Below are 17230 nucleotides of genomic sequence, written 5' to 3'. Positions count from 1 at the left end.
AATACAATTTCAATCGATTTTCAATACGTTTGCATTTCTGACGCATTCTACGGCATCTATTTTGACATGTCATAGAATGTTCTTGTTACTCTTTATCAGTCTCGACAGATAGAAGATTATCCTTTTGCAACGAAGTGCCACGTTCTTTATGATTGCGGAGCCTTGCAGAGTGAGAATCGCTTAACATCCCGGCGGTCAACACTGCATTTTCACCGAATTTATTACGTAGCATGTCCATAGTCTTGTTAAGAGACTCTTTCTTAGGCTGACGTTCGTAATCGAACAAATCAAGCTGAATGGCAGAATCCTCTTTAGCAATCAAGCCCTGCAGGGTCACACCCAGCAGCCGCACAGGCTTCTCCCCATTCCAATGACGAACATATAGATCGCAGACGGACTTGTAGATATCCTCCCCACTCTCCGAAGGAGCCTCTAGCTGACGCGAACGGGTTATGGTCTTCATATCGGGTGTCCGAATGGTCAGCTGCACCCCTGAGGCAACAAGACCTTGCTTACGCAAGCGCCGGGCTACCTGATCACTTAAATTCAACAAAATCGGTCGTACCTCAGCAAGACCTATGACATCCCGCGGCAATGTTGTGGTGTGTCCAATCGACTTACTCTGCTCCCGCTCAGGATTAACGATCCCATGATCAATACCGTTGCCAGCACGCTTTAGCCATGAGCCCATAACTCCGAAATTCTCAACCAGCATATTTTCATCAGCCGCTGCTAATTGACCAATACTGTAAATGCCCAGTTTGCGGAGCTTTTCTGCTGTTTTTCCACCAATGCCGAACATTTCGTTACAAGGCTTGTCCCATAAAATCTTAGGCACATCCCGCAGCCGCAGCACCGAAATGCCGTTTGGCTTTTTTAAATCGGAAGCCATCTTCGCAAGCAGCTTATTGGGAGCGATCCCCACTGAGCATGGCAAGCCCAATTCTTCCATTATACGGCGCTGAATCGTCTCCGCTATTTCCATGGGTGTACCGAATTGTCTGGAGCCAGTTATATCAAGGTAACATTCATCGATGGACACTGCTTCCAGTAACGGAGTATAGCTATATGCAATCTGCATAAAAGCATTAGAATATTTGCGGTATAAATGGAAGTCCGGTTTAATAACGATAAGCGATGGACAAATACGAAGCGCCTTCTGAACCTGCATTCCCGTCGAAATCCCCATTCTGCGGGCGACGTAGGAACAAGTCACTATGATCCCTTTCCGCAATTCAACACTACCCGCAACCGCAGTAGCTTTGCCTCTATATTGGTCAGGGTCCTCTGCCTCATGCACAGAGCAGTAAAAAGCATTCATATCGACATGCAGGATAACCCTGCCACTCGTTGGATAATACTGATCAACATTCTGCACAATATCTACCTTCTTATCCTCAGGTTTTCTATTGTCCAATTTAGAATAACTCTCCGCTGCGGTTAGGTCAACTTAAGAGGCTGTAAAGTTCTTTGTTACATTCCCGCGTAAAAATGCTATAATATATAAATTCATTTCCCTATAAGGAGGACTCTCATGTCTAAGTCCATCTCCATCTTCGATACTACATTACGCGACGGCACCCAAGGTGAAGGCATCAGTCTGTCGGCTGACGACAAGCTGAAGATTGCCAAGAAACTCGATGATCTGGGTGTGCACTATATTGAAGGTGGCATCCCGGGAAGCAACAATAAAGACATTGAATTTTTCAAAAGAGTCAAGGAGCTTCATCTGAACGCCAAAATCACAGCGTTCGGCAGCACTCGGCGGAAGAATTCCTTGGCCGAAAACGATGACAATTTAAAACGTATGATTGACGCAGGGGTTCCTGCTGCTACACTCGTCGGAAAATCTTGGGATTTCCATGTACACACTGCATTACAGACTACGCTTGAGGAGAATCTCGCCATGATCGGCGACTCCATATCCTACTTGAAACGCCAAGGCCTTGAAGTGATTTTTGATGCCGAGCATTTCTTCGACGGATACAAGAATAATCCTGAATATGCAGCAGCTGTTCTGTCCAAAGCCCGGGAAGCCGGAGCAGATTGGCTTGTAATGTGCGATACCAACGGTGGGACCTTACCTTACGAAATTCATGAGATTGTTACCGCTCTAAATCAACAATTGCCCGGAGCCAATCTCGGAATTCACACTCACAATGACTGTGAGCTAGCGGTTGCCAATGCACTTAGCGCCATCGGAGCTGGAGCACGGCAAGTACAAGGTACCATTAATGGTTACGGTGAACGGTGTGGTAACGCCAACCTATGTTCTATTATTCCTACACTACAGATCAAAATGGGTTATCACTGTATTCCAGGCGATTCATTGTCACAGCTTACCAACACTGCCCGCTACATTAGTGAAGTTGCCAATGTTAATCTGCCGGTAAATCAGCCTTATGTCGGAAATGCAGCTTTCGCACACAAAGGTGGAATCCATGTCTCCGCCATCATGCGTGATTCACGGACCTATGAGCATATCGCTCCTGAGCTTGTCGGGAACAAGCAGCGGGTGCTGGTCTCCGAACTTGCTGGACAGAGCAATGTACTTTCCAAAGCGCAGGACATGGGTTTAAATCTGGATCCAAGCAGCGAGCAGGCTCGCCGGGTGATCGAGAAAATCAAAACGATGGAACATCAAGGCTATCAGTTTGAAGGTGCCGATGCCTCACTGGAGCTACTCCTTCGGGAAGCTACTGGCGAGATGAATGAAACCTTTACCTTTGAATCCTTCAAGATGTTAGTTGAGAAAACCGCAGAACATCCAGTAGTATCTGAAGCGTTCGTGAAGCTGAAAGTTGGCAGTGAGAATCTTTATACCGCTGCTGAAGGTAACGGTCCAGTCAACGCACTCGATAACGCGCTTCGTAAAGCATTACAGACCTATTTCCCACAATTAAAGGAAATGCATCTATCCGACTATAAAGTCCGTGTAATAGATGAACAGGATCAGACTGCAGCGAAGGTAAGGGTATTGATTGAATCCAAGAACTTCACAGACACCTGGAGTACGGTTGGTGTCTCCAGTAACGTAATTGAAGCCAGCTGGGAGGCTCTTGTTGACAGTATGCGCTACGCGCTTCTCAATGAGCTCTCATTGGAGAATGAGAAGACGACCAGCAATGAACCTAGAGGCCTGGTCAATCATTAATTGATCACTTATAGAATTTTGTAAGACAAAAAAGAAGCTTCCCAAAAGTAGAATTCTACTTATAGGGCAGCTTCTTTTTATTAAATTGGCTATATAACGGACTATTGCTTTAGCCCATAGACTTTGGGTGGTGGGCGGTGAGCAATGGGCAGTGTGCGGTGCGGGATGCGCGGGGTGCGAGTTCGGGTGCGGGTGCGGTAGAGTAATTAGGGAAAAACTCCCTGAAAATAGCCGATATTCGCTATAAATGAACAGAAATAGGGAATTTCTCCCTAAAAATCAGGGTGATTTCATTATTTTCCACCAAAACAGCTAGATCAGAGGGATATTTTCCCTAATTATTCGTTGAATGACCCGAGATCTCGAAATAATAGGGAAAAACTCCCCAATTGTTCTAACGAGGCTTCCTTCGGGGTTCCAGCCATTTCTGCTCCACTGTATAGTGAAATTAATGCTTGGGGTCAACTAAAGCAAATCGCGGCTAACCAAAAACGCAGATCAGCGATCCTCCAAAAAGAAGAATCGCTGATCTAAAGACTTTTGCTGTTTGGAGAAAAAAAACAGATCTGTCTCCACATGAGACAGCCTGCTTCATGATTCGGTAAGCTTGATTATCTTCTCCTCCAACTCTTCAGGGCTAAGAATACCTAAAATAATCTCAGAGATCACTCCATTCTTATCAATAAGCACATTGGTGGGAAAAACAGCTCCATTATATTTGCTGTACACCTCATCTTTTACATCAAACATAACCGGAAACACAAGACCGTATTTCTTGATAAAACGTTCAGCATTGGGTTTATAATCCTGACTGCTCACATTAATACCGTAAATATCTAGAACATCCTTATACTTAGTGGCCATGGTATTAAGTTCAGGAGCTTCCTGCTGGCAGGGATCACACCATGAAGCCCAGAAATTAAGGATTACCGCTTTATCTCTGGGGCCATCAACTACATAGGTAGTCCCATCTGTTCCCTGAAGTGAAAACGAAGGTGCACGCAGTCCAGCCTTAGGTCCACTCTTCATCGGCAGCTCATTTTGCTGCGCAAGCACAGCTTCTGCTTTTGGCTCACGATTATACCACACCGCAAACACAGCAACACATACAACTATGAGTAATACTGTTATATTTAATTTATTACTTGCTTTCATAGTCATCTGTTCCTTTACGATTGGAATAGTTTTCTACTATTGTACCCTCAATAGGTTAAATTTCAAACCATCCATTTTTTACACAATAATATATACTTTTATAATAAAAAAGAGGGTTTCGTCTGCGACGAAACCCTAATGAAGAGAGAGGGGTGAACAAATGGCAGCATTCCAGGGAAATGTCCAGCCTATTAGACTGAAATATTCCGTACAGCAAGCACTGGGGAAGCACCTGCTGTCCTGTTATCCGCATGAAGCATGCGGAGTCCTGCTGGGTGCTGCCGCAGCGGGTGGCATGCTCATAGATACTTACGTACCCTTGCGCAACGTAGCGCCAGACCCGCTGCACACTTTTACTCCCCACCCTGAAGAGTGGATTAATGTACTGTACAATGAACCAACTATCATCGGTCTATTTCATTCCCACCCACATTCAGCACCTATCCCTTCAGTTGCCGATTATAAAGGACTAACAGCACTAGGACCTGAGTTTGCGCTTTATCTTATAGGTTCTCCCAACACCAAAGATAGCGGCAATCCCATTCTGAACGGATTTTATATTGAGCGTTTGCCTGATGACCGCGGCGGTAATTTGTTCCGCGGTTTATCTCAAGCCCCGCTTCACGTTCTACTTAAATAAGCATAAAGATCACCCAAGGTATCCACTTGGCCGCGCTCCGAAATTTCCCGCAGGTAGATCACCCACAGCTGTGCTGTCATCTTTGCGTCTTCCAAGGCATGATGACGGCCATGAATCGGAATTTCATGCACATATAGCAGCTCATCCAGCGAATAATTACTTCGCTGTGGCTCAAGCCATCGCGCTAACATCATCGTGTCCAGCACACGGTGTGTTAGCTGAACTTTAGAGGTTTTCCATAAAGCAGCATTAAGAAAAGCCTTATCATGTGAGCTTGCATGTGCCACCAGCACATTTTGACCTACAAAGGACATAAAATTATGAAGGCCATCCATTAAGGAGGGAGCGGATTGTGTCATTTCTTCCGTAATCCCAGTTAGCCTTGTAATATCCTCCGGAATAGCCGTCTGACAGTTCACCAGTGTATAAAAGCATTCCTCTTCTTTGATCTGCTCTCCAACAACCTTGACGGCTCCGAAAGACATAATCTCATCCCCATGCTGATGGGAAAAGCCTGTAGTCTCTAGATCAAAGATCACTGTCTCTAATTCAGACAATGGGGTATGCAGCACCTCAGGCCGCCGCTTCTCTCGCATCAAAGATCTAATAAAGGCCATTTGCTGCGCAGTCTGTTGCGCAGTTTCCCCACCTCTCATCGAAGCAATTGCCGAGGGCATTCCACCTTGTCTTAGATTACTCCAGAATCCTCCGCTTTTGTTCGGCTCCCTCATGACCGCCACCTTTCCGCTGAGCGGAGCTGACGCTGCAGCGCCCGATGAAGGCGTCTGACAAGCAGCAGGCTTTCACGCAGCTCAGACAGCAGCTGCTTATTCTTCAATTCACTCTCAGCTACATAATCACTGCTGATTAACAATCCATCCTGAACACTATATGGCGTGTTCACTCGCAACCGCATTGCTAATAAGAAAGCTCTGTGAATATCCTCTAAATGTTGATATTTCCCAAGCCTATCAAGCGCTTCAATCCGCTCTAATGTCGAGCCAGCTCTAATGCCATGTAGTAATGACAACCGTCTAACAATGTTCACTAACGGAATATAGACCCCATACTTAACATCAAATCCGCCTGCATAATCACCAAACCGTTCTGTTAACACCTGTCCCAGTAAATTCAAAGTCGCTTTGTGGCGTACTGTATTGCGAAGAACAGCATTAGACAGCTGCTCATTTTCCGCAAAGCCTTCATAGAAAGCTTCTTGCCACTTCGCTGATAACTTCACGCTTCCTGCCACATGACGCATATCCGAAGAGATAATAAGATACCGGATCGGCTCCCATTCCAACTGAGTTCTCCAGCTATCAAGCTGCTCTATCCATTCAGATAATGTCTTACGCCACATGACTTGGGAGCACATTACCTTCCCCGCACATTTCTCATATCCTACTTCTTCAAGCATATCGGATAACAAAGTTCCGAAAAATTCGAAATAGCGATTTTTTTCCCCATCAGGCTCTCCTTCGACTATCAGGCCATTATCCTGATCGCTCCAAAGCGTTGCCTCCTGCCTCCCACTGCTGCCAAACACAATAAAGGAATAAGCACAGGGAGGCGGGCCATAGCCCGCCTCTTTCATCTGCGCCTCACATATGAGTACTGCGGTTTGGGCAATAAGATCATGCATAGTATTCACACGGAACATCCATTCCTCTATAGGAATAACATTCAACTGTTCGAGAAGTACTTTTTGACAGGCAACACGCCTCTCCCTAAGCTCCTCTGACGAACCGGCCAATACGATGGTCCTAAAGCTTTCTTCATTATACTCATCTGTTAACTCCATCGATGCCACACGGTCCGCCTCCCTGTCCGAGTTGAAATGTTATTGTTTAAGGGTTTTGGATTCCGAATCTGCGATCAATTTCATTTGCTCAGGGTATCCGTAAGTACCATGCTCACTGATATCCAGACCCATTAATTCTTCTTCTTCTGTAACGCGAAGTCCGATAGTTACCTTCATTACATACAAGATGATGAAAGAAAGAACGGCTACGAAAACAAATGTTCCAACCACACCAAGCACTTGAACCCCTAGTTGATGGAAACCGCCACCGTAGAACAACCCAGCTTCACCTACCAAGCCGCCTTTAGTAATAAGCTCAGGTACAGCGAACAGACCCGTTGAAACTGCACCCCACATCCCCGCAATACCATGCACCGAGAAAGCATAGATTGGATCATCAAGCCCTGCACGTTCCAGCCATTGGGAAGTCATGAATGTAAAAGCACCGGCTACAAAACCAATAATGATTGCTGCCCATGGATCAACGAAAGCACACGCTCCTGTGATTGCAACCAATGCAGCCAGAACACCATTCAGCATTGCTGGAATATCAGACTTACCAAAGTACAACCAAGAAGCAATCAATGCTGCCAAACCACCTGCTGCTGCTGCGATGTTCGTTGTTAGGGCTACGTGACCGAAGAAACCGCCCATTGGGGACAAAGCACTACCTGGATTGAATCCGAACCAACCAAACCAGAGGATAATAACACCGAGTACAGTAAATACTTGGTTATGACCTGGAATGATCACGGGTTTACCTTCTTTATTAAACTTACCAAGCCGAGGCTTAAGCAATATGGTTGCTACGACTGCTGCCGTTGCACCTGTAAGATGGACAACCGTGGAACCTGCATAATCTTGCATACCCAGCTCAGCCAACCAGCCACCGCCCCATACCCAGTGAGCTACAACTGGATAAATTACGACGGAGAACAAAATTCCGAAAATGATATACACACTTAGCTTCGCACGTTCTGCCATACCACCAGATACGATAGCCAAGGAAACTGCTGCAAAGGCCATTTGGAATAAGAATTTAACATTTAAAGTAACATCAGAAAATGCAAGTGATTCAAAAGAAGCTGCGGTTGAATCTCCTCCGTACAAGAAGCCTGTAGTACCGAAGAAGCCATTGCCGTTACCGAAACCAAGTCCAAAGCCGATAGCCCAGAAGCAAAGACTTGCGATAGCCAGGGTAAGTACTGTCTTACCTGCTACGTGCCCTGCATTCTTCATCCGAACCGAACCCGCTTCGAGCATTGCAAACCCTGCTTGCATAAAGAATACTAAAATGAATGCCAGGAAGGTAAACGCTGTGTCCAATCCGACTTGTAAGTCTACGTTCGTCGGACCGTCCGCTGCAAAAGCACTTACCGGATAAATCATCAGTGTAATCATGGCCAGTAACATCATCAACCATTTCTTTTTCATTTTTACCCCACTCCCCAATGTTATATTTTCTAACAAAGCGTGAAACTCTTAATGTCATTATAATCAGAAGTCAGGTAAATTGACAAGACTATTTTGGGAATGTTTTTATTTTATTTTATTTGAGCACACGAAATTTTCACAGTACTAATGGACTAGAGGTCCTAAAGACCTGATTCTAGCTGCATTTTCATTAAAATAACTACGCGCACAACCTCATTTATATTACCTAATACTTGAACGCATCTTTTACCGAAATTACAAAATACATAACATTTAATGTTATGTATTGGGGTAACTTATAGTTTCCAACCTCAATCATTCTTCAAATTTGATATCCCTTTGAGTTTGAGTGTATTGTATAGAAACTACAGATCACCGTTCATGAATTAACCCTTCTTTACTGCATATACTTTATGAAAGTATGACGTTTGACTGTATGGTTTCCAGTTTGTTATCATTACAGATAGCATAAGAAACCATCAATTTAGGAGATGACCGCCACTTATCGGCAGTCGTATTCAATTAGTGAGGCGAGATTAAATGGGGATATGATTTTGTATCGAATTGGAGAATTAGCTAAGGCTGCTCACATTAGTGAACGAACTATTGATTATTACACGAAACTGGGATTAATCTCCCCGGAATCTAGAAGCACCAAAAATTATCGGCTATACAGCCATGAAACCTTGGCTGCTTTAGAACGTATTACTCAATTAAAGCATGACAAGTATTCATTGGAAGAAATCAAATCTATGCTAGGCAAATGGAACGAGGCAACACCAGAAACTGACGTCTCTGATAAATTAGTTGAGTTAGAGCAGCAAATGCAGCGGCTAGAACGGGAAGTAAAAGCCCTTGAACCTCTTATTAGTGGTTTGAAGCCAGGACAGGCCAGTCGCGTACTTTCAAATCTGCTCCCTCAGGGATTAGCCTGCATGGAAGCGATCCGGCTATTGCTTACGCAAGGACCGCCAATGTAAATACCATATTTACAATACAGTGGAGGAATGCATCTATGTTTATGTACCTATTAGTAATTATTGCTTTTCTTTTCTCATTGTGGGCACAGTTTAGAGTTAAAGGAACCTTCAGCAAGTGGTCAAAGGTAGCTAATTCGAACGGCCTGACTGGATATGAAGCCGCGAGACGTATGCTCGATGCTAATGGCTTACACGATGTTCCGATTGAACCTGTAAGAGGCACACTCTCAGACCATTATGACCCCATCCACAGAGTTGTACGCTTATCAGAGCCTGTGTATTATGAAAGTTCCATCTCTGCAATTTCTGTCGCTTGTCACGAAGTAGGCCACGCGATTCAGCATAAAGTAAGTTATCCTATGTTGACACTTCGTCACCGGATGTTCCCGGTAGTTAATTTCGCATCAGGCATCGCGCCTTTCATGCTGATGGCAGGTTTCATCTTCGGTTACTTTAATCTTATAGGCTTGGGTATCATTTTCTTCTCAGCAGCTGTTGCATTCCAGCTCGTAACGCTGCCTGTAGAATTCAACGCCAGTAACCGGGCTCGTCAGGTCATGGTAGAACAAGGTTTCATCCGCAACGAAGAAGAACGCGGAGTAGCAAAGGTTCTCAACGCCGCTGCATTAACTTATGTTGCTGCCGCTCTAGTATCCTTGCTTGAATTGCTTCGCTTGATCACCGTCTTTTTAGGCAACCGCGACTAATATCGCATACCTCTAAACAACAAAAACCCCGGAAGGCTAAGAGCCGACCGGGGTATTATTTTGCCTAGCTTTAAAGTAGGAGATTAAAAAAGTCCGAAAGGAACGTGCCACCAGCGGTAATTTACTATCTGTACGGTAGATCAAGCCAACCGTTCTCGTCACCGCAGGCTCCACAACCTTCACCTGGGCTGGTTGGAGAGGATTCGTCTGATAGAACGCCATCTCCGGAAGCAGGCTTACACCCATCCCTGCGGCCACCAAACCACGAATGGTATCGGTCTCTCCGCCTTCAAAAGCAATCTGCGGTTGGAATCCCGCCTGCAAGCAAGCTTGCCAAACGATAGGTCTCAACGAATAGCCTTGGCTGAATAGAACAAACTTCTCTTTTTGCAGCTGTTCCAACCGAATTTCAGATTCTCCTGCCAACCGGTGATTCTGAGGAAGAATCGCAAACAACTCTTCAGTCATTACAATATCCCCCGAGACATGCTCATCATTCTCCGGAAAAGGCGAAATGAAAGTTAAATCCACTTCGCCAGACAATACGTCTTTTATCAAAGAAGGGTAAGATCCTTGTTTAAAACGAAATTTGACATGAGGATAATACTTACGAAAATCTGCAACGATAGTCGGGATGAGATGTGTGCCAAGGCTATGCGGGAATCCAATCCGAATCTCACCACGCTCGGGATCCAGAAATTCATGCACCTCATTTACCGAATGCTCCAGCTCCTTAAGGATACTCTCAACCTTCTTGCAAAAGAGCTGCCCAACAGGGGTAAGCTGCAGATTGCGCCCTTTTTGCATAAATAGATCAACCCCAAGCTCTTGCTCCAGCTGATGAATCTGACGGCTTACCGCAGACTGCGCTACATGAAGCTCTTCTGCCGCTCTTGTTACGTGTTCTTTTTGAGCTACCTTTAAAAAATATTGCAGCTGTCTTAGCTCCACTCCATCATCGCCCCTGTCTTAGGCTTTTTTTGAATATACGAATAATTAGCCCATATACGAAAAAGCCAGAAACCAAACCTCCGAGATGTGCAACCCAATTCACATTCGGTGTAGCAAACGACATAATGATCCCGATCATTAGCAATCCGTATAAAGTCTTACGCGAGCCCTCATCCATCATCGCCCGTTGAATAACGGCAATGTATAAAAATGCACCATAAATGGCGTAGATTGCTCCAGAAGCACCAACCGAAACCGTACCAACCTCTACTACTGAGCGGGCACTAATCGCAATTGTAAGCAGATTTGCCAGAAAACCACCCGCCACATAGAGCAGCGCATAACGCCACCAGCCCAGCAATCGCTCCAGAGGCGGTGCAAACACCAGGAGAGCGAAGCAATTAAAGAACAGATGGGAAAACCCATTATGTAAAAAAATAGCGGCCAGATAGCGCCACAGTTCCTCTTTGTACGGACTCACATCTACTATAGCACCAAAATCAATAAGCGTTTGAATATTTGTTGATCCTCCGTTAATTACCGTCAGGATAAACATGATCACATTGGCCAATATGAGCAGACAGGTTACCGGATAATACCGGACATAACTTTTCCAATTTTCGTATCGAATAAATATCATAACACCCATCCCTTTACATATATATCTTGTCCGGTTGGACATCTTCCTGCTATTAAGATTATAATTTATTGTGGCAGTAAGAATCCAATATTATAATTCGAGGAGGAAAACAAGGATATGACGCAAGAAAAAACAGGCGTAGCTACTTTTAAAGGCAACCCCATCACTCTCGTAGGACCTAAGCTAACAGCTGGTGATCCTGCACCCGATTTTGTTCTGAGCAAGAATCTTCTAGAAGACGTGTCTCTAAGTGATTATGCCGGTAAAATCAAGCTAATCAGTGTTGTCCCTTCTCTTGATACCGGGGTATGTGACGCACAGACCCGCCGGTTCAACAGTGAAGCCGCAGAGCTTGGTGACGATGTGGTAATTCTCACGGTAAGCACGGACCTGCCGTTTGCCCAAGCTCGCTGGTGCGGTGCTGCCGGTATCGATCGAGTTATTACTCTATCCGACCACAAAGCAACCTCATTTGGACAAGCCTATGGTGTGCTGATTAAAGAATTCCGCTTAGATATGCGCTCCATCTTTGTTCTGGATAAGAACGACAAGATCGTATATGTTGAATATTTGAGTGAAATGACCGAGCACCCTAACTATGAAGATGCTATTGCTGCTGTGAAGAAGCTGCTCTAATTCTTTAATCAGTAGCGGTTATTCCAACAATACTTAATTATCTCTGTTAAAAAAGCGGCAGAAGGTCCATCCTTCTCCCGCTTTTTTTTGTAATAGAAAGATTTATCGATAACACACTGAGCAGCTCACCGTTTACGTAAACGCATTCATACTATCCCTAAGCAAGAAGGGTTTGACGGGCCTCTAAAAATCAGTCTGCTTTGTATTTTCCTAATTTTTTGTCCAAAGATGCATACAAGCGTTGAATCACACGGTAATTCGCCCCGAGATCACCAAGTGAACCTCTAGATGCAGAATACATGTCTACACCACAACGAACAGGCGTCGTATTTAGCACCGATACCGTAATGTCCAGCGTACGGCCAAATGCCGTTCTTTTCTCAAGAGTAATCTCACCTACAGACTCCACTTCGTGAAGCACCTTAAATCCAGGAACTTTCTTTAAAGTTGATGAAACTTCTTCCCATGCTTTGTCTTTAGTTAGATTGTAATAACGCGTTTTTAATGTCGGATCTTTGGCGCGGTCGCTTGTTCCATCATGACTGCGGAATAAGCCAACCAAGGTTCTTTTTAACGACAAAATTCTTCCCCCTCTACAAATCCCAAGTTCATTATTCTAAGTGTAACACTCTTGTCTCAGGAACAAAAGGGTATAACTCACTTTCCCTTTATTCCAGACATACAAAAAAGCGCCCGCTCCCATTATTCACGGGAAACAGGGCGCCTTGGCTTAAACAAGAGAAAACCCGCTTATGCCGTCCGGCTACAGTGTCTTCTGAACCTGCTAGAGCAGGTGGGTGATCGCAGAAAACGTTTTTGAATTCCCCAAGTCATATAGACAGGGCGGTTCAGCTGCGCTTCGTGTAGATCTCCCAAGACATTATCATTGGTTCAAAACAACGAGTAACCGTAACGTACATCGCAGGATTTGTTATTATTATATTGCGTTTTAACGAAAAAGTAAACCTGTATGCGCTTTATTTTTACACAGGAATTAATTACCTGGAAATATCCAACGCTTAATCCAGCATTTTGTTAAATGCGTTTGGTGTCCTTTTCATCAATTTCATCCTCGTAGTCATCATCATCATCATCATCGTCATCGTCGTCATATTCATCCGCCCGATTGTTCAATGCTGCTGCTTCTGCTTCTTCCTGCTCTTTTAGTTTCTTCTTTTCTACTTGCAGCTGTAGCTTATTATAAGTAGCGTAGAAGTTAAAGAAGGCCGCCATTGCAATCAACGTTGGAATACAAATGAAATACAGAGCCGGATATCTAAGACCGATATAAACAAGAACCGCGGCTGCAATCAATGTAGAGAACACACGAATTGGGCGTGCTATAGTCAGCAATATAGAATTGGTCATCACTTGCTTGAAGCCCATTTGGTAATGAACCACAATGGAAAAGAAGTTAAACATGGATACCGACAAAAGTATCATCAGCACCAACATCAAAATACCAACAATTCTGAAGTTAGGCATTTGTGTCATGTAAACTGTTACATCAACGTACATAACAACGAACATCAATGTATAGATAACTCCTCCGAGCATACTTTTTACATAGTTCTCTTTATACCCCTGAAAAAATGTACGAAAAGTTCCTACATCCGTATTCCCCATTACCCACTTACGTACTACAGTAAATAAAGCGGCTGAAGCTGGAAACACCGTAAAGGGCGCTAGAATCCCCATTGCCCAGTTCAATGTAATTTGCTCGTTCGCTCCACCTGCGCCTGTCCCTAACATAATCATCTTTAAAACACCAAAAAACAAAAACGGGGCGGAACATAGTGCCCATAAGATATTACTTCCTGCGATACGTGAAATCCATTCTGTGACGCGGTATAAGCCGCCCATTGCTCCTTTAAACTCCAATTCCCTTCCTCCTCTGTCTCTTACATACTACATATCTTAACTATACCTCATTTGACCTCCTCATTTCCATAGCCCAACTTTCTGAATTATAGACTATCGTCTATACGTAAAGCCTTTATAGTCCATATATTAGGATTGTAACCATAAGAAATACCAAAATCCCCACATTCTAAAGGAGGTTATCTCATGTCTACACCTGTTGGCTTCGGCGGTTGGACTTCTACAGGCACGATCCTCGTATTGTTTATCTTGCTCGTTATCATCACTCGTACATTCGGATACTAATATCTCACAAAACAAATTCGCGCCCTACTAAGGACACAACAATTCACCAAACATCCTTATATTTCAGCAAAAAGAAGACGAGAACCGCAATGCGGCATCTCGTCTTCTTTGGTATCTGGACGAAGTATTAATTATCGAAATCTTCACGTTTTGCAGGACGAGTGCTCGTGCTGCTTGGACGAGTGTATGGTTTACGCTCTGCGCTGCGGTTTGCACCACCGTCACGAGCTGGTGCGCCATCACGGTTGCCTTTATAGCCACCGCCATAGCCGCCACTGCCGCTACCGTAGTTGCTGCCACCGCTGCTATAGCCACCACGACTACCGCCACCGTTATTATCACGGTTACCACGGTATCCGCCACCGCTACCGCTGCCACCGGAAGTACCACGGTTTCCGCCATAACCACCATTAGGTTTACGGCCACTGCGGATATCGTTTTTGCCACCACGACGTTTAGCACGAATTGGATCTTCAGGAGTCAATTCAATTGCGGAATCCTTCTTGTCGCCAGTGAGAAGCTTCATAGCTGCGGACAACAATTGTACGGAATCATATTGCTCAAGCAATTGAATAGAAATTCCTTTGTACTCGTTCAATTCTCCGCTTTCTACCACTTCAAGCAAACGCTCAGCAGTAACGCGTTGTTTACCTTCAATAGCTTCAGCCATTGTTGGCAAAGGTTTACGAGTAATCCGGTGACGAGTAACACGTTCGATCAAATGCAGGTGATCGATTTCGCGTGGAGTAACGAATGACCAAGCCGTACCTTCTTTACCTGCGCGTCCTGTACGACCAATACGGTGTACATAGCTTTCAGGATCTTGTGGCAAGTCAAAGTTAATTACGTGAGTTACGCCGGATACGTCCAGACCACGTGCCGCTACGTCAGTAGCTACCAGCACGTCAATGCTGCCATCACGGAATTTACGCATTACAGCATCACGTTGGTTCTGTGACAAGTCACCATGCAATCCATCAGCAGAATATCCGCGTTTTTGCAAAGCTTCAGCAAGCTCATCAACCCGGCGCTTAGTACGTCCGAATACGATAGCTAATTCAGGTGATTCCATATCAATCAAACGACTAAGAGCTTCAAACTTTTGACGCTCAGGCACTTCCACATAAGCTTGATCAATCAGTGGGGCACTGATTTGTTTCGGAATAACGGAGACATGTTGCGGGTTGTTAAGAAATTGTTGAGCTAGGCGTTGAATGTTTGGTGGCATTGTAGCAGAGAACAACATGGTTTGACGTTCTACAGGAACGAGCTTCAAGATAGTCTGAATATCTTCCATAAAGCCCATATCCAGCATTTCATCTGCTTCATCCAATACAACGGTTTGAACATCATCCAAACGGATCGTTTTACGGTTGATGTGATCGAGCAAACGACCAGGTGTACCAATAATGATTTGTGGTTTCTTTTTCAATCCACGGATTTGACGTCCAATATCCTGTCCGCCATAAATCGCCAACGAGCGAAGACCTTTGAAACGGCTTAGTTTGCCAATTTCTTCTGACACTTGGATGGCCAACTCACGAGTTGGTGCCATAATAAGGGCCAAGATTTTTTCGTCTTCACGGTTAATCTTCGAAATGAGGGGGATACCAAAAGCAGCAGTCTTACCTGTACCAGTCTGAGCTTGACCGATCAGATCCGACCCAGTCAATGCTAATGGGATCGACTGTTCCTGTATCGGTGTTGCCTCCTCAAATCCTAACTCTGTGATTGCTTGTAGCACTTTTGGCTCCAAGCCAAATTCTGCGAATGTTTTCAAATTATTCATGCTCCTTCTATACAGTGGACATTCCACATGCTTGTCTGTATTCTTAAGTAGCGGTAAACACATTTATAGGCTGTCCAATCATGCTCTATTTTCTGCATGATATAGCGCTTTTGGGACGAAAAGCCTCCCTAATCATCAGGTACCTTGTTGTACCTGAGCAACTGTAGCTTTACATCCGATGCAATGCAAAAATACCATTGTAACGTTCTACTCAAGAATATCCTATACATTATATCACAAACACATGTGAGAATACCAGTGGGTTCCTTTCTTTTCATTGCTTTCATGTTTTATTTTTTTAAATATATATATAAGGGTGGATTTACTTGTTAAGACAGATTTTGAATTGTTTGGTTGTTTTTTTAGGGGCAGCACTGATCGCCAGTGGATTTAATCTATTTTTAATTCCACACCGTTTACTAAGTGGTGGCGTATCTGGGCTTTCCATGTTAGTGGGTTATTTCACTCCATTAAACATAAGCCTCCTATACTTGCTCTTTAATATTCCTCTGCTGGCTGCAGGCTGGTTCCAGTTAGGCCGGAGATTTATTATTATGAGCATGTTATCCGTTGTGTTTACAACCTGGTTCTTAACGGTGATTCCTGAGCATCTGGTGGCTACAGATATGCTGCTGTCCTCTGTATTTGGCGGAGTTCTCGTTGGGATTGGCTGCGGTATCTCCTTCCGTGCAGGAGGTTCTTCCGGAGGTTTTGACATCTTGGGTTCAATTATCACTAAATACCGTGATTTCCCGGTCGGCAATGTAGTGGTAAGTTTAAATGGACTAGTTATCCTGGCGGCCGCTTATCTTGACCAGAACTGGAATTTAGCACTTTCATCAATGGTATCTATATATGTAACAGGTAAAGTGTTGGATATGATTCATATCAGCCACTTAAAGGTAACCGTATATATTGTAACAAACCGTACAGATGAATTACTGCAACATCTAATAGGCCTTCAACGAGGTGTCACAAAGATTAAAACAGAAGGCGCTTATTCTCACGTTGAAAAGGACATGCTAATGACGGTAACAACCCGCTACGAACTTGCAGAGCTGCAACGTATCATCCGCACGACAGATCCGCAAGCTTTTGTAAATATTGTTGAAACAGTGGGTGTTATGGGTTCCTTTCGGAAAGACAAAATGAGGAAATAAAAATTCCTAGTATTGGA

17 protein-coding genes and 1 other RNA gene are annotated in these 17230 nt (G+C 44.3%); 7 read left to right on the top strand and 11 right to left on the bottom strand.

The features are described from left to right. Positions 1-85: 85 nt before the first annotated feature. Positions 86-1378: a DNA polymerase IV gene (locus MHI25_RS11055; RefSeq protein WP_340395675.1), complete on the bottom strand. Its 1293-nt coding sequence runs from the start codon at positions 1376-1378 to the stop codon at positions 86-88. Between the two features lie 156 nt (positions 1379-1534). Here MHI25_RS11055 and cimA point away from each other — a divergent pair, with 156 nt between their 5' ends. Next, entirely contained in the window at positions 1535-3154 is a 1620-nt protein-coding gene (gene cimA / locus MHI25_RS11050) for a citramalate synthase (protein WP_036689313.1), read from the top strand. A gap of 591 nt (positions 3155-3745) precedes the next feature. Here the strand turns inward: cimA and MHI25_RS11045 are convergent. Next, positions 3746-4309 (bottom strand): TlpA disulfide reductase family protein, encoded by a 564-nt coding sequence (locus MHI25_RS11045; protein WP_076191350.1) that lies wholly within the window; start codon positions 4307-4309, stop codon positions 3746-3748. A 160-nt stretch (positions 4310-4469) separates the two neighbouring features. Here MHI25_RS11045 and MHI25_RS11040 point away from each other — a divergent pair, with 160 nt between their 5' ends. Continuing rightward, positions 4470-4949 carry a M67 family metallopeptidase gene (locus MHI25_RS11040; protein ID WP_340012299.1) on the top strand — a complete coding sequence of 160 codons (480 nt, stop codon included), beginning with the start codon at positions 4470-4472 and terminating at the stop codon, positions 4947-4949. Here MHI25_RS11040 and MHI25_RS11035 read toward each other — a convergent pair. The 3 genes from MHI25_RS11035 to MHI25_RS11025 are packed head-to-tail and all read right to left on the bottom strand — an operon-like array spanning position 4931 to position 8184. Beyond that, the gene (locus MHI25_RS11035; RefSeq protein ID WP_038569828.1) at positions 4931-5680 is read right to left on the bottom strand and encodes an exonuclease domain-containing protein; all 750 of its coding nucleotides are present in this window, start codon (positions 5678-5680) and stop codon (positions 4931-4933) included. The two genes, MHI25_RS11040 and MHI25_RS11035, sit on opposite strands and share 19 nt — an antisense overlap. After that, positions 5677-6750, bottom strand: a complete 1074-nt coding sequence (locus MHI25_RS11030; RefSeq protein WP_340012717.1) for a DUF294 nucleotidyltransferase-like domain-containing protein — start codon at positions 6748-6750, stop codon at positions 5677-5679. Before MHI25_RS11030 ends, MHI25_RS11035 begins: the two co-directional genes overlap by 4 nt. Before the next feature lie 39 nt (positions 6751-6789). Next, positions 6790-8184 carry an ammonium transporter gene (locus MHI25_RS11025; protein ID WP_036689307.1) on the bottom strand — a complete coding sequence of 465 codons (1395 nt, stop codon included), beginning with the start codon at positions 8182-8184 and terminating at the stop codon, positions 6790-6792. 548 nt (positions 8185-8732) lie between these two features. Between MHI25_RS11025 and MHI25_RS11020 the strand changes: the two genes are divergently transcribed. Both MHI25_RS11020 and MHI25_RS11015 read left to right on the top strand, forming a co-directional pair. Next, entirely contained in the window at positions 8733-9164 is a 432-nt protein-coding gene (locus MHI25_RS11020; RefSeq protein ID WP_036689305.1) for a MerR family transcriptional regulator, read from the top strand. Between the two features lie 35 nt (positions 9165-9199). Then, positions 9200-9871 (top strand): zinc metallopeptidase, encoded by a 672-nt coding sequence (locus MHI25_RS11015; protein WP_076125126.1) that lies wholly within the window; start codon positions 9200-9202, stop codon positions 9869-9871. 36 nt (positions 9872-9907) lie between these two features. Here the strand turns inward: MHI25_RS11015 and MHI25_RS11010 are convergent, their stop codons facing one another. After that, positions 9908-10822, bottom strand: a complete 915-nt coding sequence (locus MHI25_RS11010; RefSeq protein ID WP_076125124.1) for a LysR family transcriptional regulator — start codon at positions 10820-10822, stop codon at positions 9908-9910. A gap of 4 nt (positions 10823-10826) precedes the next feature. Then, a complete protein-coding gene (locus MHI25_RS11005; protein WP_076125160.1) occupies positions 10827-11462 on the bottom strand; it encodes a rhomboid family intramembrane serine protease in 636 nt (211 codons plus the stop codon). A 117-nt stretch (positions 11463-11579) separates the two neighbouring features. Here MHI25_RS11005 and tpx point away from each other — a divergent pair, with 117 nt between their 5' ends. Further along, positions 11580-12098 (top strand): thiol peroxidase, encoded by a 519-nt coding sequence (tpx, locus tag MHI25_RS11000; protein WP_076125122.1) that lies wholly within the window; start codon positions 11580-11582, stop codon positions 12096-12098. A 190-nt stretch (positions 12099-12288) separates the two neighbouring features. On the opposite strand, the gene MHI25_RS10995 is transcribed toward tpx, so the two are convergent. From MHI25_RS10995 to MHI25_RS10985, 3 genes are all read right to left on the bottom strand, one after another. Further along, the gene (locus MHI25_RS10995) at positions 12289-12678 is read right to left on the bottom strand and encodes a DUF1499 domain-containing protein (RefSeq protein WP_036689295.1); all 390 of its coding nucleotides are present in this window, start codon (positions 12676-12678) and stop codon (positions 12289-12291) included. Between the two features lie 159 nt (positions 12679-12837). Further along, a non-coding RNA gene (ssrS, locus tag MHI25_RS10990) (6S RNA) lies at positions 12838-13029 on the bottom strand. 104 nt (positions 13030-13133) lie between these two features. Further along, the gene (locus MHI25_RS10985; protein ID WP_340395403.1) at positions 13134-13979 is read right to left on the bottom strand and encodes a DUF624 domain-containing protein; all 846 of its coding nucleotides are present in this window, start codon (positions 13977-13979) and stop codon (positions 13134-13136) included. Between the two features lie 186 nt (positions 13980-14165). On the opposite strand from MHI25_RS10985, the gene MHI25_RS10980 reads away from it, so the two are divergent. Beyond that, positions 14166-14264, top strand: a complete 99-nt coding sequence (locus MHI25_RS10980) for a hypothetical protein (RefSeq protein WP_036689290.1) — start codon at positions 14166-14168, stop codon at positions 14262-14264. A gap of 127 nt (positions 14265-14391) precedes the next feature. Here the strand turns inward: MHI25_RS10980 and MHI25_RS10975 are convergent, their stop codons facing one another. After that, on the bottom strand, positions 14392-16044 hold the full coding sequence (locus MHI25_RS10975; protein WP_036689288.1) for a DEAD/DEAH box helicase: 1653 nt from the start codon (positions 16042-16044) through the stop codon (positions 14392-14394). A 335-nt stretch (positions 16045-16379) separates the two neighbouring features. On the opposite strand from MHI25_RS10975, the gene MHI25_RS10970 reads away from it, so the two are divergent. Continuing rightward, the gene (locus MHI25_RS10970) at positions 16380-17213 is read left to right on the top strand and encodes a YitT family protein (protein ID WP_036689285.1); all 834 of its coding nucleotides are present in this window, start codon (positions 16380-16382) and stop codon (positions 17211-17213) included. Positions 17214-17230: the final 17 nt, after the last annotated feature.

Origin of the sequence: Paenibacillus sp. FSL E2-0177 (assembly GCF_037992975.1) — a bacterium.
Taxonomy (GTDB): domain Bacteria; phylum Bacillota; class Bacilli; order Paenibacillales; family Paenibacillaceae; genus Paenibacillus_AQ; species Paenibacillus_AQ odorifer.
The sequence above is the reverse complement of the archived record's forward strand: the minus strand, read 5'-3'. Positions and strand labels throughout refer to the sequence as shown.